At 66.5% G+C, this 18484-nt stretch carries 15 protein-coding genes; 9 read left to right on the forward strand and 6 right to left on the reverse strand.

Annotation, left to right across the window (positions count from 1 at the left end):
- Window positions 1-44: 44 nt before the first annotated feature.
- The 5 genes from QFZ36_RS01795 to QFZ36_RS01815 all read left to right on the forward strand — a co-directional run bounded on the left by QFZ36_RS01795 (window position 45) and on the right by QFZ36_RS01815 (window position 4096).
- The gene (locus QFZ36_RS01795) at window positions 45-830 is read left to right on the forward strand and encodes an ABC transporter ATP-binding protein (protein ID WP_306633449.1); all 786 of its coding nucleotides are present in this window, start codon (window positions 45-47) and stop codon (window positions 828-830) included.
- Window positions 831-848: 18 nt separating this feature from the next.
- Window positions 849-1634 carry a sulfite exporter TauE/SafE family protein gene (locus QFZ36_RS01800; RefSeq protein WP_306633451.1) on the forward strand — a complete coding sequence of 262 codons (786 nt, stop codon included), beginning with the start codon at window positions 849-851 and terminating at the stop codon, window positions 1632-1634.
- Between the two features lie 7 nt (window positions 1635-1641).
- Window positions 1642-2481: a TrmH family RNA methyltransferase gene (locus QFZ36_RS01805; RefSeq protein ID WP_306633453.1), complete on the forward strand. Its 840-nt coding sequence runs from the start codon at window positions 1642-1644 to the stop codon at window positions 2479-2481.
- A gap of 136 nt (window positions 2482-2617) precedes the next feature.
- Window positions 2618-2875 carry a type B 50S ribosomal protein L31 gene (locus QFZ36_RS01810; protein ID WP_018761303.1) on the forward strand — a complete coding sequence of 86 codons (258 nt, stop codon included), beginning with the start codon at window positions 2618-2620 and terminating at the stop codon, window positions 2873-2875.
- A 129-nt stretch (window positions 2876-3004) separates the two neighbouring features.
- On the forward strand, window positions 3005-4096 hold the full coding sequence (locus QFZ36_RS01815) for a lipoate--protein ligase family protein (protein ID WP_306633455.1): 1092 nt from the start codon (window positions 3005-3007) through the stop codon (window positions 4094-4096).
- Between the two features lie 109 nt (window positions 4097-4205).
- Here the strand turns inward: QFZ36_RS01815 and pepN are convergent, their stop codons facing one another.
- Window positions 4206-6839 carry an aminopeptidase N gene (pepN, locus tag QFZ36_RS01820; RefSeq protein ID WP_306633457.1) on the reverse strand — a complete coding sequence of 878 codons (2634 nt, stop codon included), beginning with the start codon at window positions 6837-6839 and terminating at the stop codon, window positions 4206-4208.
- A 34-nt stretch (window positions 6840-6873) separates the two neighbouring features.
- Entirely contained in the window at window positions 6874-7959 is a 1086-nt protein-coding gene (locus QFZ36_RS01825) for a YeiH family protein (RefSeq protein WP_306633459.1), read from the reverse strand.
- 113 nt (window positions 7960-8072) lie between these two features.
- On the opposite strand from QFZ36_RS01825, the gene QFZ36_RS01830 reads away from it, so the two are divergent.
- The 3 genes from QFZ36_RS01830 to QFZ36_RS01840 are packed head-to-tail and all read left to right on the forward strand — an operon-like array spanning window position 8073 to window position 11464.
- Window positions 8073-9629, forward strand: coding sequence for a circularly permuted type 2 ATP-grasp protein (locus QFZ36_RS01830; protein ID WP_306639049.1), 1557 nt, complete (start codon window positions 8073-8075; stop codon window positions 9627-9629).
- 60 nt (window positions 9630-9689) lie between these two features.
- Window positions 9690-10616: an alpha-E domain-containing protein gene (locus tag QFZ36_RS01835; RefSeq protein WP_018761308.1), complete on the forward strand. Its 927-nt coding sequence runs from the start codon at window positions 9690-9692 to the stop codon at window positions 10614-10616.
- Window positions 10613-11464 (forward strand): transglutaminase family protein, encoded by an 852-nt coding sequence (locus tag QFZ36_RS01840; RefSeq protein WP_306633461.1) that lies wholly within the window; start codon window positions 10613-10615, stop codon window positions 11462-11464. The genes QFZ36_RS01835 and QFZ36_RS01840 overlap by 4 nt, the downstream gene beginning before the upstream one ends.
- A 44-nt stretch (window positions 11465-11508) precedes the next feature.
- On the opposite strand, the gene QFZ36_RS01845 is transcribed toward QFZ36_RS01840, so the two are convergent.
- The 3 genes from QFZ36_RS01845 to glgC all read right to left on the reverse strand — a co-directional run bounded on the left by QFZ36_RS01845 (window position 11509) and on the right by glgC (window position 14925).
- The gene (locus QFZ36_RS01845; RefSeq protein ID WP_306633463.1) at window positions 11509-11976 is read right to left on the reverse strand and encodes a pyridoxamine 5'-phosphate oxidase family protein; all 468 of its coding nucleotides are present in this window, start codon (window positions 11974-11976) and stop codon (window positions 11509-11511) included.
- A 16-nt stretch (window positions 11977-11992) separates the two neighbouring features.
- Window positions 11993-13444 (reverse strand): SDR family NAD(P)-dependent oxidoreductase, encoded by a 1452-nt coding sequence (locus QFZ36_RS01850; RefSeq protein WP_306633464.1) that lies wholly within the window; start codon window positions 13442-13444, stop codon window positions 11993-11995.
- 71 nt (window positions 13445-13515) lie between these two features.
- Entirely contained in the window at window positions 13516-14925 is a 1410-nt protein-coding gene (gene glgC / locus QFZ36_RS01855) for a glucose-1-phosphate adenylyltransferase (RefSeq protein WP_306633466.1), read from the reverse strand.
- A gap of 102 nt (window positions 14926-15027) precedes the next feature.
- Here glgC and glgA point away from each other — a divergent pair, with 102 nt between their 5' ends.
- Window positions 15028-16233, forward strand: coding sequence for a glycogen synthase (gene glgA / locus QFZ36_RS01860; RefSeq protein WP_306633468.1), 1206 nt, complete (start codon window positions 15028-15030; stop codon window positions 16231-16233).
- Window positions 16234-16313: 80 nt separating this feature from the next.
- Here the strand turns inward: glgA and QFZ36_RS01865 are convergent, their stop codons facing one another.
- Complete coding sequence (locus QFZ36_RS01865; RefSeq protein ID WP_306633470.1) at window positions 16314-18422, reverse strand: acyl-CoA dehydrogenase family protein; 2109 nt, start codon at window positions 18420-18422, stop codon at window positions 16314-16316.
- Window positions 18423-18484: the final 62 nt, after the last annotated feature.

Raw genomic sequence — 18484 nt, forward strand, 5'->3', positions numbered from 1 at the left:
ACCGGTTATCAGTCAGCCTCTTTTTTGTCCTAGTGTCTACTCCTATGAGTGATGTTCTGGAACTGGACTCCGTCAGCGTTGTCCGAGGTAAAAAGACCCTGCTGGACAAAGTGGACTGGCAGGTCAACGACGGCGAACGCTGGGTGATCCTCGGCCCCAACGGTGCCGGCAAGACCACACTCCTCCAGATCGCAGCCGCCCGGATGCACCCGAGCAGCGGCACAGCAGGAATCCTCGATGAGATCCTGGGCCGGGTTGACGTCTTTGAGCTCCGCCCCCGCATCGGGCTTTCCTCTGCCGCCCTCGCCACCCAGATTCCCGAACACGAGAACGTCCTCAACGTGGTGGTCACCGCCGCGTACGGCGTGACGGGCCGCTGGCGCGAGGGATACGAGCGCGACGACGAGCGCAGGGCTTTCCGCCTCCTCAACGACTGGGGCATGGGCCCCCTCCTGAACCGCACCTTCGCCACCCTCTCCGAAGGGGAGCGCAAACGCGTCCAGATCGCCCGCGCGCTGATGACCGATCCCGAACTGCTGCTGCTGGATGAACCGGCCGCCGGCCTGGATCTCGGCGGCCGTGAGGAACTCGTCCACAAGCTCGGAGAACTGGCCCGTGACGAGGCCGCGCCCGCTATGGTCCTGGTGACCCACCACCTCGAGGAAGTTCCGCCGGGCTTCACCCACGCCATGCTGCTGCGCGACGGCGGCGTGGTTGCGGCGGGCCCCATCACCGAGGTGCTGACGGCCGGGAACCTCAGCGAGACTTTTGGGCTGGAGCTCGACATGACCGAGAACGCCGGCCGGTACACCGCCGTCGCCCGCCGCTAAAGGCGGCACCGCAGCACCTTGGATCTTCTCAGCAGTATTTTTGTGTCCATCGCCGGCCTCTGGGCCGGCACCATCAACGCCGTGGTGGGCTCCGGCACGCTGGTGACATTCCCCGTCCTCATCGCCCTGGGCGTCACACCCGTGGTTGCTTCAATGAGCAACGCCATGGGCCTCGTTTTCGGGACGGCTGCCGGGGCGTTCGGTTACCGCCGGGAACTGAAGGGCCGCGGCCGCCAGCTGCTGAGGCTGCTGCCGGCGTCCCTCCTCGGCGGCATTTCAGGTGCTTGGCTGCTCCTGCACCTGCCGGAGAAGGTCTTCCACTACGTGGCCCCGGTCCTGCTGGTGCTGGCCCTGCTGATGGTGGTGTTCCAGCCCCGCATGCAGGCCTGGGTCCGCAACCGCGAGGCGAACCCGGAGCACGCCGTTCGGGACAAGCGGCATGGTCTCCTCCTGGTGGTGCTGGTCTACCTTGCCGGTGTTTACGGCGGCTACTTCGTGGCTGCCCAGGGGATTCTGCTGGTGGGTATCCTGGGAATCTTTCTTACGGGCACCATCCAGAACGCGAACGCCATGAAGAACATCCTGGTGCTCGGCGTGAACCTGGTGGCCGCCATCTCCTACCTGCTGTTCGCGTTCGACCGGATCAACTGGCTCGTGGTGCTGCTGATTGCCGTCAGCTCCAGCATTGGCGGACTCCTGGGGGCCAAGGTGGGGCGCAGGCTGTCACCCACGGTACTGCGCGGGGTGATCTTCGTCCTGGGGCTGGTGGCCCTCGGCTTCATGATCACCAATCTGCTGAAATAATCTCCCGGTGACAATCCACTATCTCGAGTCCGCCGCGGATCCCCGCGTTTCCGACTACACGCAGCTCACGGACGTGCACCTGCGGAAGCTCCGGGAACCTGCCGAGGGCATGTACATCGCTGAATCATCCCGCGTGCTGCGGCGCGCGCTTGCCGCAGGGCACCAGCCGCGGTCCTTCTTCCTGGCCGAGAAGTGGCTGGAGGACCTGCAGGACATCCTCGGTGCCTACCCCGACGTACCCGCCTTCATCGGCAAGGCAGCACTGCTGGAGGAGATTACCGGCTTCCATCTTCACCGCGGTGCCATGGCGGCCATGCAGCGTCCTGAACCTGTGCCGCTGCCGGAACTGCTGGCCGGCGCGCGCCGGGTGGCCGTTCTTGAGGACATCGTGGACCACACCAACGTGGGCGCCATCTTCCGGTCAGCCGCCGCCCTGGACATTGACGCCGTCCTGGTGTCGCCCCGGTGCGGAGACCCGCTCTACCGCCGCAGTGTCCGCGTGAGCATGGGCACGGTCTTCCAGGTACCGTGGGCCCGGCTCAGCAACTGGCCGCAGGACCTGTACCTGCTCAAGGACCAGGGCTTCACCGTGGCCGCCCTGGAGCTGACCGACGATGCGCAGGACGTGGACAAGGTGGCCGCGCGGAACCCGGAGAAACTTGCCCTGGTGCTTGGCACCGAAGGCGCCGGCATGAGCGACGAGACGCTCGCCGCCGTCGACCTCGCCGTTAAGATCCCCATGCGCAACGGTGTGGACTCCCTCAACGTGGCCGCCGCGTCAGCCGTCGCGTTCTGGGAGTTGCGTCCCCGCGATCAGGACAAGAACCAAGCACGCAATGAGCGCTGACGCGCGGTTCGCTGGCACCCTGGTTATCCGCTATTATTGATAGCTGGCCGTCCTGCGTCGATTGGCGCGGATTCCGGCCAATCCCATTCATACCTGGCAGCTGGCAAAATCCAGTTGTGCGAACAAAGGTCCCATTATGAAGTCTGATACCCACCCGAAGTACGAAGCTGTTGTTTTCAACGACCTGGCCTCCGGCACGAAGTTCCTGACCCGCTCCACCGTGTCTTCCTCGAAGACCATCGAGTGGGAAGACGGCAACACCTACCCGGTCATCGACGTCGAAATCTCCTCCGAGTCCCACCCGTTCTACACGGGTAAGCAGCGCATCATGGACTCCGCAGGCCGCGTCGAGCGCTTCAACGCTCGCTTCAAGGGCTTCGGCGGCAAGAAGTAATTTACTTCCCCCCCAAGCTTCACAGGGAAAGCCCGCACCGGTGACGGTGCGGGCTTTCCGCGTTAACAGCAGCCGCCCGGGCTGCGGCGGCTTGGCGCCGGGGCACGTTCCTGGGGCAGGATGGGAACCATGACCGCCACGCCATCTCCCGCAGCTGATCCCGCTTCCCGCCGGCACGGTGAGTACAAAGTCCCCGGCGGCAAGCTGGTGGTGGTGGACCTGGACGTCGTTGACGCCCGGCTGGCCAACGTCTCAGTCAGCGGGGACTTCTTCCTGGAGCCGGACGAGGCACTCCTGGACATCAACGGCGGCCTCACGGGACTGCCGGAGAGCGCGACGGCGGCCGAGCTTGCCGCCGTCGTCACGGCTTCACTGCCTCCCGACGCTGCCCTGTTCGGCTTCTCTGCCGACGCCGTGGCCATCGCAGTCCGCCGCGCCCTGGCCAAGGCCACGTCCTGGGCGGACCACCACTGGACCCTGATCGCACCCACGGTCCTGCCCACCGAAATCAATGTTGCCCTGGACGAGGTCCTCACCGAAGAGGTGGGCGCCGGCCGCCGCAATCCCACGCTCCGGTTCTGGGACTGGCAGGAACCGTCAACGGTGATCGGCAGTTTCCAGTCCTACCGCAACGAGGTGGACCCGGACGGTGTGGCGAAGCACGGCATCAAGGTGGTCCGCCGGATCAGCGGCGGGGGAGCGATGTTTATGGAGGCGGGCAACTGCATCACCTACTCGCTGTACCTGCCGCAGACCCTGGTGGACGGACTCAGCTTCGCTGACTCCTACCCGTTCCTGGACGCCTGGGTTATGGCGGCCCTGGAGAAACTGGGCATCACCGCGTTTTACGTGCCGCTGAACGATATCGCCACGGACCAGGGCAAGATCGGCGGGGCTGCCCAGAAGCGACTGGCCAACGGCGGCATGCTGCACCACGTCACCATGAGCTACGACATCGACGCCGACAAGATGGTGGAGGTGCTCCGCATCGGCAAGGAAAAGCTCTCGGACAAGGGCACCCGCAGCGCGAAAAAGCGGGTGGATCCGCTCCGCCGCCAGACCGGCCTGGCCCGCGCGGACATTATCGCGGCCATGATGGAAGTCTTCGCCGAGCGGTATGGTGCCACACCGTCGGAGCTGACAGAGGCTGAACTGGAAACTGCCCGCGAGCGCGTTGCCACGAAGTTCGGCACCGACGAATGGCTCCGCAGGGTTCCCTGAGTCCGACGCTGTACCTAGGAGCGCAGTGAAGCGTCGGTTCGGTGCGCAGGGACTGCCCCTGCGCACCGAGGCGCGGCTTCATTGCGCAGGACGGTACAAATCCGCAAACTTACCCGGCAGGTGAACCGGCGGCCTGCGCGGTGAGTGCCCGCAGCAGGTGGCTGCGCTGCTCGATGATGATCCTGCGCAGCGCCCGGGGAGCGTCCGCGTTCAAGGCCAGCCACTCGTCCGTCCGCCTCATCACCGGATGCTCCGCCGGATCCGCGCCGTCCGCCAGGTCCTGTGCCAGCGGGTAGTGGCCCCGGACGATCCGGCTGGCGATCTCGATGCTCCGCCCGTCCCACACGGCCCGCAGGCACTCAAAGTACGGCGCCACATACGGTTCCAGCAGTTCCGCCGGGGCCGTCATAAACCCGCTGATGGTGGCGGTCAGCAACTGGTTGGAGAGTTCGTTGCCGTGCACTGCCGCGTTCCATGCCGCGGCTTTGACGTCCGGATCTGGGCGGGCGGCGAGCGCTGTAGCGTGGCCGGCGCGTCCCGATGCCGTGGTGTCCCGGGCCAGCTCGGCGTCCAGCTCAGCGGCCGTTGCCTGGCCGTTTGCCGCCAGGGCATGCCAGATGTGCCAGCGCAGCTCGGCGTCCACTGCCAGGCCTTCCACCGGAGCTGTCCCGTCCAGCAGGCCCTTGAGCCTGGGCAATACTGAGTCGTTGTGCCTGCTGAGGGTTACGAGCGTCCGCGCCCAGGCCAACTGCTGGTCCGAGCCCGGCCTTGCCCGCTCCAGTTCGGCGGCCGCGGTGGACAGGAAGGAGGCCCGCACGGCAGCCCGCTCCACGGCAGGCGTGTAGCGTTCGACGGCGGTGCTCGCGTTGTCGAGGATGTTCAGCAGCACACCGATTCCGGTTTCAGCCGGACCGAAGGCGGCCACGGCATCGACGTAGCGCACCGCCGGGCTCTCACCGTCCCGGGCCGAGTTCCACAGTGCAGTCCAGCAGAGGGCCCTGGCCATGGGATCTGCGATCCGGTCCAGGGACGTACGGACTGTTGCCTCAGATGCCGCGTCCAGCCTGACCTTCGCGTAGGTGAGGTCGTCGTCGTTGACCAGCAGGAGCGCGGGCCGCGGCTTGCCGGCGAGCTGGGGGAGCTCCGTTCGTGCACCCGTCACGTCTGTTTCGAAACTTCCGGTCCGCGCCAAGGCGCCGTCGCCGTCGAAGTCGTAGGAACCCACGCGCAGCCGGTGCGGCCGCAGCTCTTCCCGTTCCGTCACCGGATCGGTGGCCTCCTGGACGATGACCACCTGGCCCGGCACGCCGTCGTCGTCCCTTGCTGTGGCAAGGGGAGCGAACTCCAGGGAGAGGGTGGAAATACCCGAGGTCTGCAACCACTGCTGCGCCCAGCCGGCCAGGTCCCGCCCGGAGGCGGTGCCCAGTGCTGACAGGAGGTCCGCCAGGGACGTGTTCCCGTACGCGTGCTTGCGGAAGTACGCGCGGGACCCGGCGATGAAGGCCTCGAAGCCCACGTAAGCCACCAACTGCTTCAGCACCGAGGCGCCCTTGGCGTAGGTGATGCCGTCGAAGTTCTGCTTGGCGGCCTCAAGGTCCGGGATGTCCGCGACGATGGGATGGGTGGTGGGCAGCTGGTCCTGGACGTTGGCCCAGGCCTTGCGCTTGTTGGCGAAGTTGACCCAGGCGGTGTCCCAGCCGGTGGCCCGGTCCACACCCAGCGTGCCCATGTAGTCGGCGAATGATTCCTTGAGCCAGAGGTCATCCCACCACTGCATGGTCACCAGATCGCCGAACCACATGTGCGCCATCTCGTGCATGAGGGTGTTGGCCCGCGCCTGGTACTGGGCATCGGTGGCACGGGAGGTGAAGACGTAGCTTTCGGTGAAGGTCACCAGGCCGGGGTTCTCCATTGCGCCGAGGTTGTATTCGGGCACAAAAGCCTGGTCGTACTTGCCCCAGGGGTACGGGTAGTCGAAAAGCCGGTTGAAGAAGTCCAGCCCGTTCCTCGTCAGCCGGAACAGCTCGTCGGTGTCGAAGGAATCCGCCATGGATGCCCGGCAGTAGAGGGCGAGCGGGACGTCCAGGGAGGTGCCGTCGTCGAGCGTTGCCTGCCAGCGGTCCTCCGCCTTGAAGTAGGGGCCGGCGAGCATCGTGGTGATGTACGTGGACATGGGCCCGGTGGTGGCGAAGTCCCAGCGAGCCGTGGCGGGGTCGCTGGTGAGGAGGGTGCGGTTGACCTCCGCCCCGTTGGAGGCGACGTGCCAGTGCGCGGGCGCCATCACGTGGAAGGTGTAGGTGGCCTTGAGGTCGGGCTGCTCAAAGTTGGCGAAGACCCGGCGGGCGTCTGCCGGCTCGTACTGCGTGTAGAGGTAGCACTGGCCGTCCGCGGGATCCACGAACCGGTGCATCCCCTCGCCGGAGCGGCTGTAAACGGCTGTTCCGGTGACGGTCACCTGGTTCTCGTCCTGCAGGTTGTCCAGCCTGATCCTGCCGCCGTCCACCACGTCCGCCACGCGAAGTCCCTTGCCGTTCAGGAACACGCTGTGCACGTCACTGCCGATGAAGTCCAGGAAGGTGGAGCCGCCCGGCTGTGCGGTGAAGTTGATCACGCTGCGGGTTGGATAGCCGGCAACCTCCGGATCCGGCGCCTGCCGCACGTCCAGCGAGACGTCGTAACTGGTGGTGCTGATCAGGGCTGACCGGGCGGCAGCTTCGGCGCGCTGCAGATTCTCATGTAACACGCAGCTATCTAATCACGGGGGCTGGTGTCCAAAATCACGCCGTGATCAACAGGGCGGCCGCCAGCCCCAGGAGGGCGATCAGGAGCCAGGATGCAAGGGCTGCCAGGAGCGCCCGTCCGCCGGTGAGCAGCAGCGTACGGATCCGAACCGCCGATCCCAGGCCGAACAGCGCGGCGCCGAGCAGGATGTCCTGCAGCGCCGCACCTGCCTCCAGCCACCCCGCGGTGAGCCAACCCGTGGAGCGCAGGCCCACCATGGCGATGAAGCCCAGGACAAACAACGGCACCACCGGCGGAAGCTTGGCGTCTGCATCGCCCGCCTCCGCGTCTGCCGCCGCGCCTTCCCCGGCGCCTGCCCGGTCCCGCACGGCGAACCGCTGGTGCGCACCGGCTATGGCGGCCACGGGCGCCAGCAGCAGCACGCGGGTGAGTTTAACCACGACGGCGACGCCCAGTGCCGCGGTCCCTGCAGTTTGCGCCGTGGCCACCACCTGGCCGACGTCGTGCACCGAAGCGCCCGTCCAGGCGCCGAAAGCGGCCGGGGAGAGTTGCAACGGATGGACGAACAGGGGCAGGACGCCGATGGCAAGCGTCCCGCACAGTGTCACCAGCGCCACCGGCAGGACGGTGTCCACGTGCCGGACCCGCCGGACGGCGGCCATGGCACCGATGGCGGAAGCGCCGCAGATCGAAAACCCCGTAGCCACCAGGAGCGAGGTCACGGGCGGCAGCCGGAACAGCCGGGAGATCAGGTAGGTCCCGCCGAAACTGGCCGCGACCACCCCCGCGATCAGGACCAGGGCAAGCCAGCCCAGTCCCAACACGTCCATGATGCTCACCTTCAGCCCCAGCAGGATGATCCCGCCGCGCATCAGGTGCTTGCCCGCGAAGTCCAGCCCCGGCCGGGCCCTGCCGGCCGTCCACACCCCGGCGCCGGGCAGGTTGGCTGCCAGGACGCCCAAAACGACGGCCAGGGTCATGGCAGGAAGCACGGGAACCAGCCGGTGGACGAGGAAAGCCGCGGCCAGCGCGACGGCCGCGGTAGCCAGGCCCGGGATGAGCCGGTCAGCGCGTTCGGGAAGTCCCTGACCGGGGGCTGGGAGGCTTCTGCTGACTGGCACTCACCTACTGTGCCGGAAAAGTTGCGGAATCCACGAACCAGGCGGCGTCCGCCAACACGCCAGAATGGATGGCAGTAATGAATTCGAAACAAAAAGATGGTTGGCTTGAGGACATGTCAGACCTATTCCAGGATTACTCCGTGGCCGCCGGCCGCACCGGAGCCTACGACGAGATGTTCGCCCCCGGACAACAGGCCCGGAGCTCTTATGAGCAGGTGGCGGACGCGCTTCGCAAGCTTTCCCTCGCCGATGTCAGCGCTCGCGCCGACTCGATGGCCCGCACCTTCCTGGACCGTGGTGTCACCTTTGATTTCGCCGGTGAGGAGCGCCCGTTCCCGCTGGACATCGTCCCCCGGGTCATCCCCGCGGCGGAATGGGATGTGCTGGAGCGCGGCGTGGCACAGCGCGTGCGCGCGCTCGAAGCCTTCCTCAACGACGTGTACGACAAAATGACCGTAGTGTCCGACGGCGTGATCCCGCGGCAGCTGGTGACCACCAGTGCGCACTTCCACCGCCAGGTCCACGGCTTTGAGCCGGCCGGCGGCGTCCGGGTGCACATCTCCGGTATCGACGTGGTCCGCGATGCCGCGGGCACGTTCCGGGTGCTGGAGGACAACGTGCGCGTCCCGTCCGGCGTGAGCTACGTCCTGGAGAACCGGCGGGCCATGGCAAAGGGCCTGCCCGAGGCCTTCGGCCAGCAGCTCATCCGGCCGGTGGAGGAGTACCCCCGGCGGCTCCTCTCGGCCCTGCGCAAAACCGCCCCCGCCGGTGTGGACGATCCCACCGTCGTCGTCCTCACGCCCGGCGTGTTCAACAGCGCCTACTTCGAGCACACCCTGCTGGCCGGCCTCATGGGTGTTGAACTGGTGGAGGGCCGCGACCTCATCTGCCGCGGCAACCGTGTGTACATGCGCACCACGGCCGGTGAGCAGCGCGTGGACGTCATCTACAAGCGGATCGACGACGACTTCCTGGACCCGCTGCAGTTCCGCGCCGATTCGATGCTGGGCTGCCCCGGACTCGTCAACGCGGCCAGGGCGGGCGGGGTGACCATCGCCAACGCCGTGGGCAATGGCGTTGCCGACGACAAACTCGTCTACAGTTACGTCCCTGACCTGATCCGCTACTACCTCAGCGAGGAGCCCATCATCGCCAATGTGGACACCTACCGCCTTGAAGAGAAGGAAGCGCGGGAGTACACCTTGGACAACGTCTCCGAACTTGTGGTCAAGCCGGTGGACGGCTCCGGCGGCAAGGGCCTGGTGATCGGACCGGACGCCTCCAATGGCGAGCTGGACGCCCTGCGCCAGCGGATCATCGCCGACCCCCGGGGCTGGATCGCACAGCCCGTCCTACAGCTTTCGACGGTGCCCACGCTGAGCGGCGACAAGTTCGGGCCCCGCCACGTGGACCTTCGCCCCTTCGCAGTGAACGACGGCGACAACGTCTGGGTGCTGCCAGGCGGCCTGACCCGCGTGGCCCTGAAAGAAGGCTCGCTGATTGTGAACTCCAGCCAGGGCGGCGGCTCCAAGGACACCTGGGTCCTGGCGGACTCGCCGCAGGTGCCCGTGGAAACCGTGCCTCGGCCCTCCATCTCGGTCCGCGAACGCGTGTCCGTGTGGCCGGTGGAAAGCAACTGGCGTGACCGCCAGACGGAGCAGCAGCAGTGAGCACGGCCGCTAACGAGCCAATGTCTTTTACAGTTTCGGGCCCGCAGGAGGTAGCCGCGAATGCTTAGCCGTATTGCCGAATCCCTTTTCTGGATCGGCCGGTATGTGGAACGGGCCGACGGCACCGCCCGCATCCTTGATGTCCACCTGGAGCGCCTGAACCACCTCCCCATGGAGGAACGCAGGAGCGTGGCCCAGGAGCTCCTCGCAGTGATGGGTGCGCGCCCGCAAAGCGAAGACTTCGGCCTGCCCGAGCTGCTCCACGCCCTGGCCTACGACAAAACCAGTGCCACCTCCATCGCGGGGTCCCTCGGCGCTGCCCGGGAGAACGCCCGCCGGGCCAGGGAGACCGTTTCGTCCGGCCTCTGGGAGAGCCTGAACACCACGTACTACGGGCTGAGCCAGCACCGCAAGGACGTGGTGGGCACCTACCGGTTCTGCAACTGGACGCTGGAACGCACGGCCATGGTGAGCGGTCTTGCGGACACCACCGTAAGCCACGACGAAAGCTGGCTGTTCCTCGTGCTCGGACGCTCCCTGGAACGGGCCGACATGACCGCCCGGATGCTTTCCACCCGTGACGTCCTGTCCGCAGGAATGTCCTGGGTCAACATGCTCCGGTGCGCCGGTGCCTACGAGTCCTTCCTGCGCACCCGGCGGGCAGCCTTCGGTGACCAGCATGCCGCCGAATTCCTGCTCCTGGACCGGCTGTTCCCGCGGTCCATCGTGTATGCCCTGCGCGATGCGGACGAGTGCCTGGCCAAACTGGATCCCTCCGCGCAGCGGGTGGGCTTCATCAATGACGCCCGCCGCATTGTGGGCCAGGCCCGCACCTTCCTTGAGTTCCACCGCACGGACGACCTGATGTCCGAACTGCCCGAACACATGGAGCGTGTGCAGAAGGCAGTGTCCCAGGCCTCGGACGCCATTTCCCGTAAGTACTTCAATCAGGCGGACGAACTGGCCTGGGTGGGAGAAGTTTCATGACCCGGCTGAGTATCGTTCACAAGACGGCCTACAAGTACAACAAGCGCGTCACCCTGTCCTACAACGAGGCCAGGATGACGCCGCTCACCGACTCCCAGCAGGTGGTGCTGGAATCGGTGGTCAAGGTCTCCCCGTCCCAGGCGGCCGTCAGCACCTACCGCGACTACTGGGGGACCAGGGTTACGGCGTTCGACATGCAGATGCCGCATGAGCACCTCGAGGTGGTCTCCAACATCACGGTGGAAGTCCACCGGGCCGAGAAGATCCCCTCCGAGTCGGACATTGCCGGCTGGGACGTCCTGGCTTCACCCGAGACGCTCAACACCTACAGCGACTGGCTTCCCCAGTCCCGGCTGAGCGGTCCCGGCGACGAAGTCCTGGGCATCATCCCGGGCGTGGTCGAAGGCAAGAACCCGCACGACGCTGCTATGGCGGTGTTTGAGTGGATGCGCGGGGAGATGACGTACATGTCGGGTTCCACCGCCGTCACCACCAACGCGGAGGAGGCCTGGGGCCAGCGCAAGGGGGTGTGCCAGGACCTCGCCCACCTCGCCATCGGTTCGCTGCGCAGCTGCGGCATTCCGGCCCGGTATGTGTCCGGCTACCTGCACCCGCGCTCCAGCGCGGGAATCGGCGAGACCGTTGCCGGGCAGTCGCACGCCTGGCTGGAGTGGTGGGACGGCGACTGGCGGAGCTGGGACCCCACCAACCACAAGCCCGCCGGGGACTTCCACGTCACCGTGGCCAGGGGCAGGGACTACCGTGACGTGCCCCCGCTGAAGGGCATCCTGTCCGGCGGGGGCGGCTCGGCGCTGAATGTCAGCGTGGAAATCACGCAGCTCGCCTGACCTTTAAGGGCTGCCTGCCCGGCCGGGCCAGGCAGGCCCCGTTCCTACTCCGGTGACGCCTTGGTGGCGCCGCTGAGCTGGGTCCACCAGGTGAGCGGCTCGGTCACCTTGAACCGGCGGCCGGTAATGCTGTCCGGTGTGATCCTGACGAACGCGTCCTTCTTCCCCGCCTGCCAGGGGAAGAGGTACAGCCGGGCGGTGTCCATCACCTGTTCGGTGCCAGTGACGACGTCGGCTGTGCCTTTGGCCACCACGCTCCAGGCGAGTGCGCTGTCCGGATCCACACCGTCGGCTTCCAGTGCGACCGCGGCGCCTTTCGAGGCGCCGGCCAGCTTGGTGCCCTCGCCGGTGCGGAAGACGAGGGTCCCGCCGTCGACTGTGTAGTTGATGGGGAAGATGTCCGGGCGTCCGTCGGCCATAACCGCGAGCCTGCCCACGGAGACCGTCCGCAGCATGGCCCAGCACTCGTGGTGTTCCAGATTCTGTACCTCGGGGGATGTCTCGCCGCTCATGCCGCTGAGCTTACGCCTACCAGGGGCTGGGCTTGTAGTCCTTGAGGAACACCCCGTACTGGTCCTCGCCGTTCTCACCCATCACGATGGGATCGTAGACGCGTGCAGCTCCGTCCACGAGGTCCAGGGGCGCGTGGAAGCCCTCCTCCATCAGCCGGACCTTGGTGAAGTGGGGGCGCTCGTCCGTGATCCAGCCCGTATCCACCGCGGTCATCAGGATGCCGTCAGTCTCCAGCATCTCCTGCGCGCTGGTCCGGGTCATCATGTTCAGCGCAGCCTTGGCCATGTTGGTATGCGGGTGGCCGGGGCCCTTGTAGGCGCGGGAGAACTGGCCCTCCATGGCCGAGACGTTCACAATGTACTTCCGCCGCGCCGTGGAGAGCTTCATTGCGGGCCGCAGCCTGCTGACCAGCAGGAACGGAGCGGTGACGTTGCAGAGCTGGACCTCGAGCATCTCCAGCGGATCCACCTCGTCCACCACCTGCGTCCAGCTGTTGATGGTGGCCAGGTCCGGAACCAGCCCGCCGGCGTCGATCGCCGTCTCGGAGGCGATCCGCTCCAACGAAGCCGAACCGGTGGAAAGGGCCAGCGAGGTGATGGCATCCCCAGCGAGGACCGGATGCTCGGTCACGCTGCTCGCCAGGGCCAGCGGGTGTTTGTCGTGCGCATGGCCGAAGGTCACCAGCTCGGGGCCGCCGTTGGCCGCTTCCAGGGCGGCCGGCAGCGGCTCATCCTCGGCGTCCACCAGGGGCTTGTAGGCGTTGCCGGACCGGCGCACGGTCTGGGCGGCGTTGTTGATGATGATGTCCAGCGGCCCGGCCTCGTTGAGGGAGTCGGTCAGGGCCATGACCTGGGCTGGGTCGCGCAGGTCGATGCCAACAATCCGGAGCCGGTGCAGCCACTCGCCGCTGTCCTCCATAGCTGCAAACCGGCGCGCGGCGTCCTTGGGGAACCGGGTGGTGATGGTGGTGTGCGCACCGTCGCGGAGCAGCCGGAGCGCGATGTACATCCCGATCTTGGCACGCCCGCCGGTGAGCAGGGCACGGCGGCCGGTCAGGTCGGTGCGGGCGTCGCGTTTGGCGTGGTTGCACACGGCGCACTCCGGGCAGAGCTGGTGGTAGAAGGCGTCCACCTGGGTGTAGTGCTGCTTGCAGATGTAGCAGGGGCGGGACCGGATGAGGTGCCCGGCCACCTTGCCGGTGGCCGAGGGGGCCAGCTTGTTCCCGCGGGTTTCATCGTCGATCCGGTCCGGTGCGGCGGTGGCCGTCAGGGCGATGACTGCCCGGTCAGCCTCGGAAATCAGGTCGCGTTTGCTGACCCGGCGGTGCCTCTTGACGGCTTTGAACATCTTGCCGGTGGCGCGGCGCACCGAGATGTAGTCCGGGTGCTCCTCGTCATAGGCGTGGATCGTGTTGAGGACCTTGAGGCATGCCTGGATTTCCTCAGGCGTCAGATCGGGGAAGCTCATTGTACTGATTTTACAGCCTGGGACACCCCGCGGACCCCACCGGGGCCGCGGGGGAGTCCCGGGAGGAACGCTCAGGAAATGCGTGCGGCGGGTGCAGCGTCCGCTGCGGCCTCAGCGTGCCGTTCGGCCACTTTGTCCACCGACTCGCGCACACTCGGGTACTTCTCGACGGCGGCCTTGACGGCGTTCGGCACGAGGTGCAGGTTATTCGCAGCGAGCTGGCGCTCCGCCTCATCCGGCTCGGGGACTTCCTGGCCCTTGGAGAGCACGGTGATTCCCGATTCGGTGACCTTGAAACCGCGGGCGCGGTCCAGGTCCGGGTCCAGGCCGATGGCAGCACCGGCCGGTACCTTGACGTTTTTGTCGATGATGGCGCGGTTGATCACTGCCCCTTCGCCGATCTGGACCTTGTCCATCAGGACGGAATCGATGACCCGGCTGCTGGTTCCCACGAAGACGTCGTTGGAAAGGACCGAGCCTTCCACCACTCCGCCGGAAATCACCACACCGCTGGAAACGATTGAGTCGAGTGCGGTGCCCACGGTGTCGTTCTTGCCGCGGACGAATTTGGCCGGCGGCGAGATGCTCTGGCGGGTGTAGATGGGCCACTCGGAGTTGTAGAGGTTGAAGACCGGCAGCGGGGAGATGAGGTCAATGTGGGCGTCGTAGAAGGAGTCGATGGTGCCGACGTCGCGCCAGTAGGTGCGGTCACGCTCGGTGGAGCCGGGGATGTCGTTCAGCGTGAAGTCGTAGACGCCGGCCTCGCCCTGGTTGACGAAGTACGGGATGATGTCCCCGCCCATGTCGTGCTTGGTGTCCAGGCGCTCGGCGTCCACGTGCAGCGCCTCCACCAGGGCGTCGGCGTCGAAGACGTAATTGCCCATGGAGGCCAGGAACTGTGACGGGTCCGCCGCCAGTCCGGGGGTGCTGGCTGGCTTTTCGACGAAGGCGGCGATCTTCTGGGGATCGTTCTGGTCCACTTCGATCACGCCGAATTGGTCGGCCATGTGGAGGGGCTGCCGCACTGCGGCGACCGTTGCCTTGGCCCCGCTGTTCACGTGCTGGGCCACCATCTGTGCGAAGTCCATACGGTAGACGTGGTCGGCGCCGACCACTACAACGATGTCCGGGTTGGCGTCGTGGATGAGGTTCAGCGACTGGTAGATGGCGTTGGCGCTGCCCAGGAACCAGCTCTTGCCCACGCGCTGCTGGGCAGGAACAGAAGCCACGTAGTTGCCGAGCTGGGTGGACATGCGCCACGTCTCGGAGATGTGCCGGTCAAGGCTGTGCGACTTGTACTGGGTCAGCACAACGATCTGCAGATAACGGGAATTCACCAGGTTGGACAGGGCGAAGTCGATCAGCCGGTAACTTCCCGCGAAGGGCACGGCGGGTTTGGCCCGGTCTGCCGTCAGTGGCATCAGCCTGTTTCCCTCGCCGCCGGCGAGGACAATGGCCAGGACTCTTTTGTTCAACGGCATAATGGTCGCTCCTGTACGCCTTCGTAACTCCCCAAGACAGTCCGGCATGCCCGGACTCCTTCACACTAGAACAGTTATGCGTGAAGGACTACCTTGGGTCATGTGCGAATAGACATTGTGACTAAAGAGTTTCCGCCCGAAATCTATGGTGGCGCCGGGGTCCACGTAGCCGAATTGAGCAGGGTGCTTAGTAAGCATGTTGACCTGCAGGTTCGTGCTTTTGGTGCTCCCCGCGACGCCGACTATCATGGCGCGGCGGTGACCTCCTACGCGGTGCCCGAGGACCTTGGGACAGCCAACGCGGCCGTGCAGACGCTCGGGGTGGACCTGCGGATCGTCCCCGATGTTGAAGGCGCGGACCTTGTACATTCGCACACCTGGTACGCCAACATGGCAGGGCACCTGGCGTCCCTGCTGCACGGCATTCCGCACGTCCTCAGCGCCCACAGCCTGGAGCCGCTGCGCCCCTGGAAGGCGGAGCAGCTCGGCGGCGGGTACGCCCTGTCCTCCTGGGTGGAAAAGACGGCCTACGAGGCCGCCGCCGCCATCATCGCCGTGTCGGAGGGTATGCGGCAGGACATCCTGCGGAGCTACCCGAACGTTGATCCGGCGAAGGTCCGCGTGGTCCACAACGGCATCGACGTCGAGCTGTGGCAGCGCGACGAAAATGATGACGCCATCCGCGCTCTGGGCATCGACCCGGACAAGCCGAGTGTGGTGTTCGTGGGCCGCAACACCCGCCAGAAGGGGGTCCCTTACCTCCTGCGTGCGGCAGCAAAGCTCCCCGCCGACGTCCAGCTGGTCCTGTGCCTCGGGGCCGCCGACACCCCGGAGCTGGCCGCCGAGACGGCCCGGCTGATTGAGGACCTGCAGCGCGAGCGCACCGGCGTGGTGCTCATCGAGCGCATGTTGCCCCGCCACGAGCTGGTCCAGGTGCTCAGCCACGCCACCGCCTTTGCCTGCCCGTCCATCTACGAACCGCTGGGCATCGTGAACCTGGAAGCCATGGCATGCGGCGCCGCCGTGGTCGCCAGTGCCACCGGCGGCATTCCCGAGGTGGTGGAGCACGGCCAGACCGGCCTGCTGGTGGAACTGGAGCAGGTCACCGACGGCACCGGTACACCCCTGGACCCGGAAAAGTTCGTTACGGAATTCGCTGCCGCCCTCACCGAGGTCGTCTCGGATCCGGCCCGCGCCCGCGCTATGGGGCAGGCCGGCCGGGCGCGCGCCGAAAGGCACTTCTCCTGGGAGTCCATCACGGAAACCACGCTGGAGGTGTACCGCTCCGTACTTCCGGCGCAGAGCTAGCGTTTCCAGCCAAACCACGACGGCGCCGCCCACCTCCCGAGGTGGGCGGCGCCGTCGTCGTTATTGCCGGTGGGAGACGGTCAAACGCAGTTCCCGGCGGTCCGCGCCAGCAGGAGCTTCTCGTCCACGGGCGCCTTGCCGCTCGCCCGCAGGCTGCGGAAGTAGGCGCGCGCCTCGTCCTGCCGTTCCTTCTCCGCGCCGGTGGCGATGGCTGCGCGCACGTGGTCTTCGCCATACCCGAAAGCGTCCACAAGGTCCAGGGCATGCGGGCGGATTTTCACCAGCAGCCTGTTGATGTACTCGCCCACGGTCCGGCCGCGCTGCATGGAGAGGCGGCCGTTCATGAGGTACCAGGACAGGTTCTTCTCGATCAGGGACAGGCCGAACAGGTCCCGCAGCCAGGTCAGGACCGTCCTGGTGCCGGGGTCCGCAATATCGCCCAGCGCCTCCGTGAAGGCCTCCCACTGGAGCAGTTCGGCATGGGCCTGCGCAGCGTCGATCAGTTCGTTCTGGTGCCGGTTGAACAGGGCGGCGCCCTTCTCCTGCGACAACCGCCCCGTGCCCTTGAGCGCTGTTGCGGCCTCAGCCACCATGGTCTGCACCCGGTCGGTGAGCAGCGCGCGCTGGCCTTCCTCTTCGCGGAGGGCGATGGCAGCCTTCTGCACTGATCCGGAGTCAGCGACGAACTGGGCTACCTGCCGCAGGCCGGTGCGGTGGATGGCCGCCCCGGTAGCCTGTCCCACCACATACCGGGCCAGCACACCGAAGTCCACGCTGCGGAATTCCTTGGCGTAGTCCGCCAGGAGCCGCTTGGCCACGAGCTGCAGCAGCACGGTGTTGTCGCCTTCGAAGGTGGCGTACACGTCCAGGTCCGCCCTCAATGAGGCGAAGCGGTTTTCGATCAGGAAGCCGGCGCCGCCGCAGGTCTCCCGGCATTCCTGCAGGGTGTCCAGCGCGTGCCAGGTGCTGAGCGGCTTCAGTGCGGCCGCGAGGGTTTCCAGGTCCTGGCGGTCCTCGTCGGTGTCGTGGGCACCCGAAAAGACGTCGTCGAACTTCTGCAGCAGCTGCTCGTGGGCAAAGCCGGCCGCGTAGGTGGTGGCCAGCCTGGTGAACAGGCGTTTCTGGTGGCGCTGGTAGTCCAGCAGCACTTCCTCTTCGGTGTGCGAGGAGGCGTTGAACTGGCGGCGTTCGGTGGCGTACTGAATGGCAGCTGTCAAGGCGACCTTGGAGGCTGCCACGGCCGCACCGTCAAGGGACACGCGGCCTTGCACCAGGGTTCCCAGCATGGTGAAGAAGCGGCGGCCGGGGCTGGCGATCGGGGAGCTGTAGGCCCCGTCGGAATCAACGTTGCCGTAGCGGTTCAGGAGGTTGGTCCGCGGAATGCGCACGCCGGTGAAGTGCAGCCGGCCGTTGTCGATCCCGTTGAGCCCGCCCTTGATGCCGTCGTCCTCCCCGCCGATGCCGGGCAGGAACTCCCCGGTTTCCGGGTCGCGGAGGTCCACGTAGAACGCATGGACTCCATGGTTGACGTCCCGGGTAACCAGCTGGGCGAACACCACGGCGCCCAGGCCGTCAATCGCGGCATTGCCGATGTAGTCCTTCCACGCTGCGCGGAACGGAGTGTGCACCACGAACTCGTCAGTGGCGGGATCGAACGTAGCGGTGGTGGCAATGCTGGCAACGTCGGAGCCGTGTCCAGTCTCGGTCATGGCAAAGCAGCCGGGGATCTCAAGGCTCATAATGCCGGGGAGCCACTTGGCGTGGTGCTCAGCCGTGCCGAGGTGCATCACTGCGGATCCGAAGAGCCCCCACTGCACACCTGCCTTGATCTGCAGCGAAGGATCCGCCACCACGAGTTCCTCAAAGCCCGCGATGTTTCCGCCATGGTCATCGGCGCCACCCAGCGACTCCGGGAACGCGCGGTGGACCGCCTCGTTCTCCACCAGGTACTTCAGCTGGCCGGACACCCTGGTGCGGTGCTCGGTGTGCGGAAGTCCCTCGATCTTGTGCAGCTCTGGACGTTCCGCAAGCGTCCGGGCCTGGCGCCGGATTGCGGCCCACTTCCCCAGGAGTTGTTCACCCAGCGCGTCGACGTCGACGGCGGGCTGTGTTTCAGCTGCTCGGGAGGCAGCAGCTGCCGCTGCGGGGCGCTGCCCTCTTCGTGCGGGACGGTCCACTAGTTCAGTCATGTCGTAGTCCTTTGTTGGGTGCTGACAGATGGGTGGGAGTTCTGCGGCTCATGAAAGCCACC

The organism is Pseudarthrobacter siccitolerans, assembly GCF_030823375.1.
Lineage (GTDB): Bacteria > Actinomycetota > Actinomycetes > Actinomycetales > Micrococcaceae > Arthrobacter > Arthrobacter siccitolerans_A.

Bases quoted from the DNA above. Each gene is read 5' to 3' on its own strand.
- QFZ36_RS01795 (WP_306633449.1), top strand. From the start codon at position 45: ATGAGTGATGTTCTGGAACTGGACTCCGTCAGCGTTGTCCGAGGTAAA.
- QFZ36_RS01810 (WP_018761303.1), top strand. From the start codon at position 2,618: ATGAAGTCTGATACCCACCCGAAGTACGAAGCTGTTGTTTTCAACGAC.
- QFZ36_RS01815 (WP_306633455.1), top strand. From the start codon at position 3,005: ATGACCGCCACGCCATCTCCCGCAGCTGATCCCGCTTCCCGCCGGCAC.
- QFZ36_RS01830 (WP_306639049.1), top strand. From the start codon at position 8,073: ATGTCAGACCTATTCCAGGATTACTCCGTGGCCGCCGGCCGCACCGGA.
- QFZ36_RS01835 (WP_018761308.1), top strand. From the start codon at position 9,690: ATGCTTAGCCGTATTGCCGAATCCCTTTTCTGGATCGGCCGGTATGTG.
- QFZ36_RS01840 (WP_306633461.1), top strand. From the start codon at position 10,613: ATGACCCGGCTGAGTATCGTTCACAAGACGGCCTACAAGTACAACAAG.
- QFZ36_RS01845 (WP_306633463.1), bottom strand. From the start codon at position 11,976: ATGAGCGGCGAGACATCCCCCGAGGTACAGAATCTGGAACACCACGAG.
- QFZ36_RS01850 (WP_306633464.1), bottom strand. From the start codon at position 13,444: ATGAGCTTCCCCGATCTGACGCCTGAGGAAATCCAGGCATGCCTCAAG.
- glgC (WP_306633466.1), bottom strand. From the start codon at position 14,925: ATGCCGTTGAACAAAAGAGTCCTGGCCATTGTCCTCGCCGGCGGCGAG.
- QFZ36_RS01865 (WP_306633470.1), bottom strand. From the start codon at position 18,422: ATGACTGAACTAGTGGACCGTCCCGCACGAAGAGGGCAGCGCCCCGCA.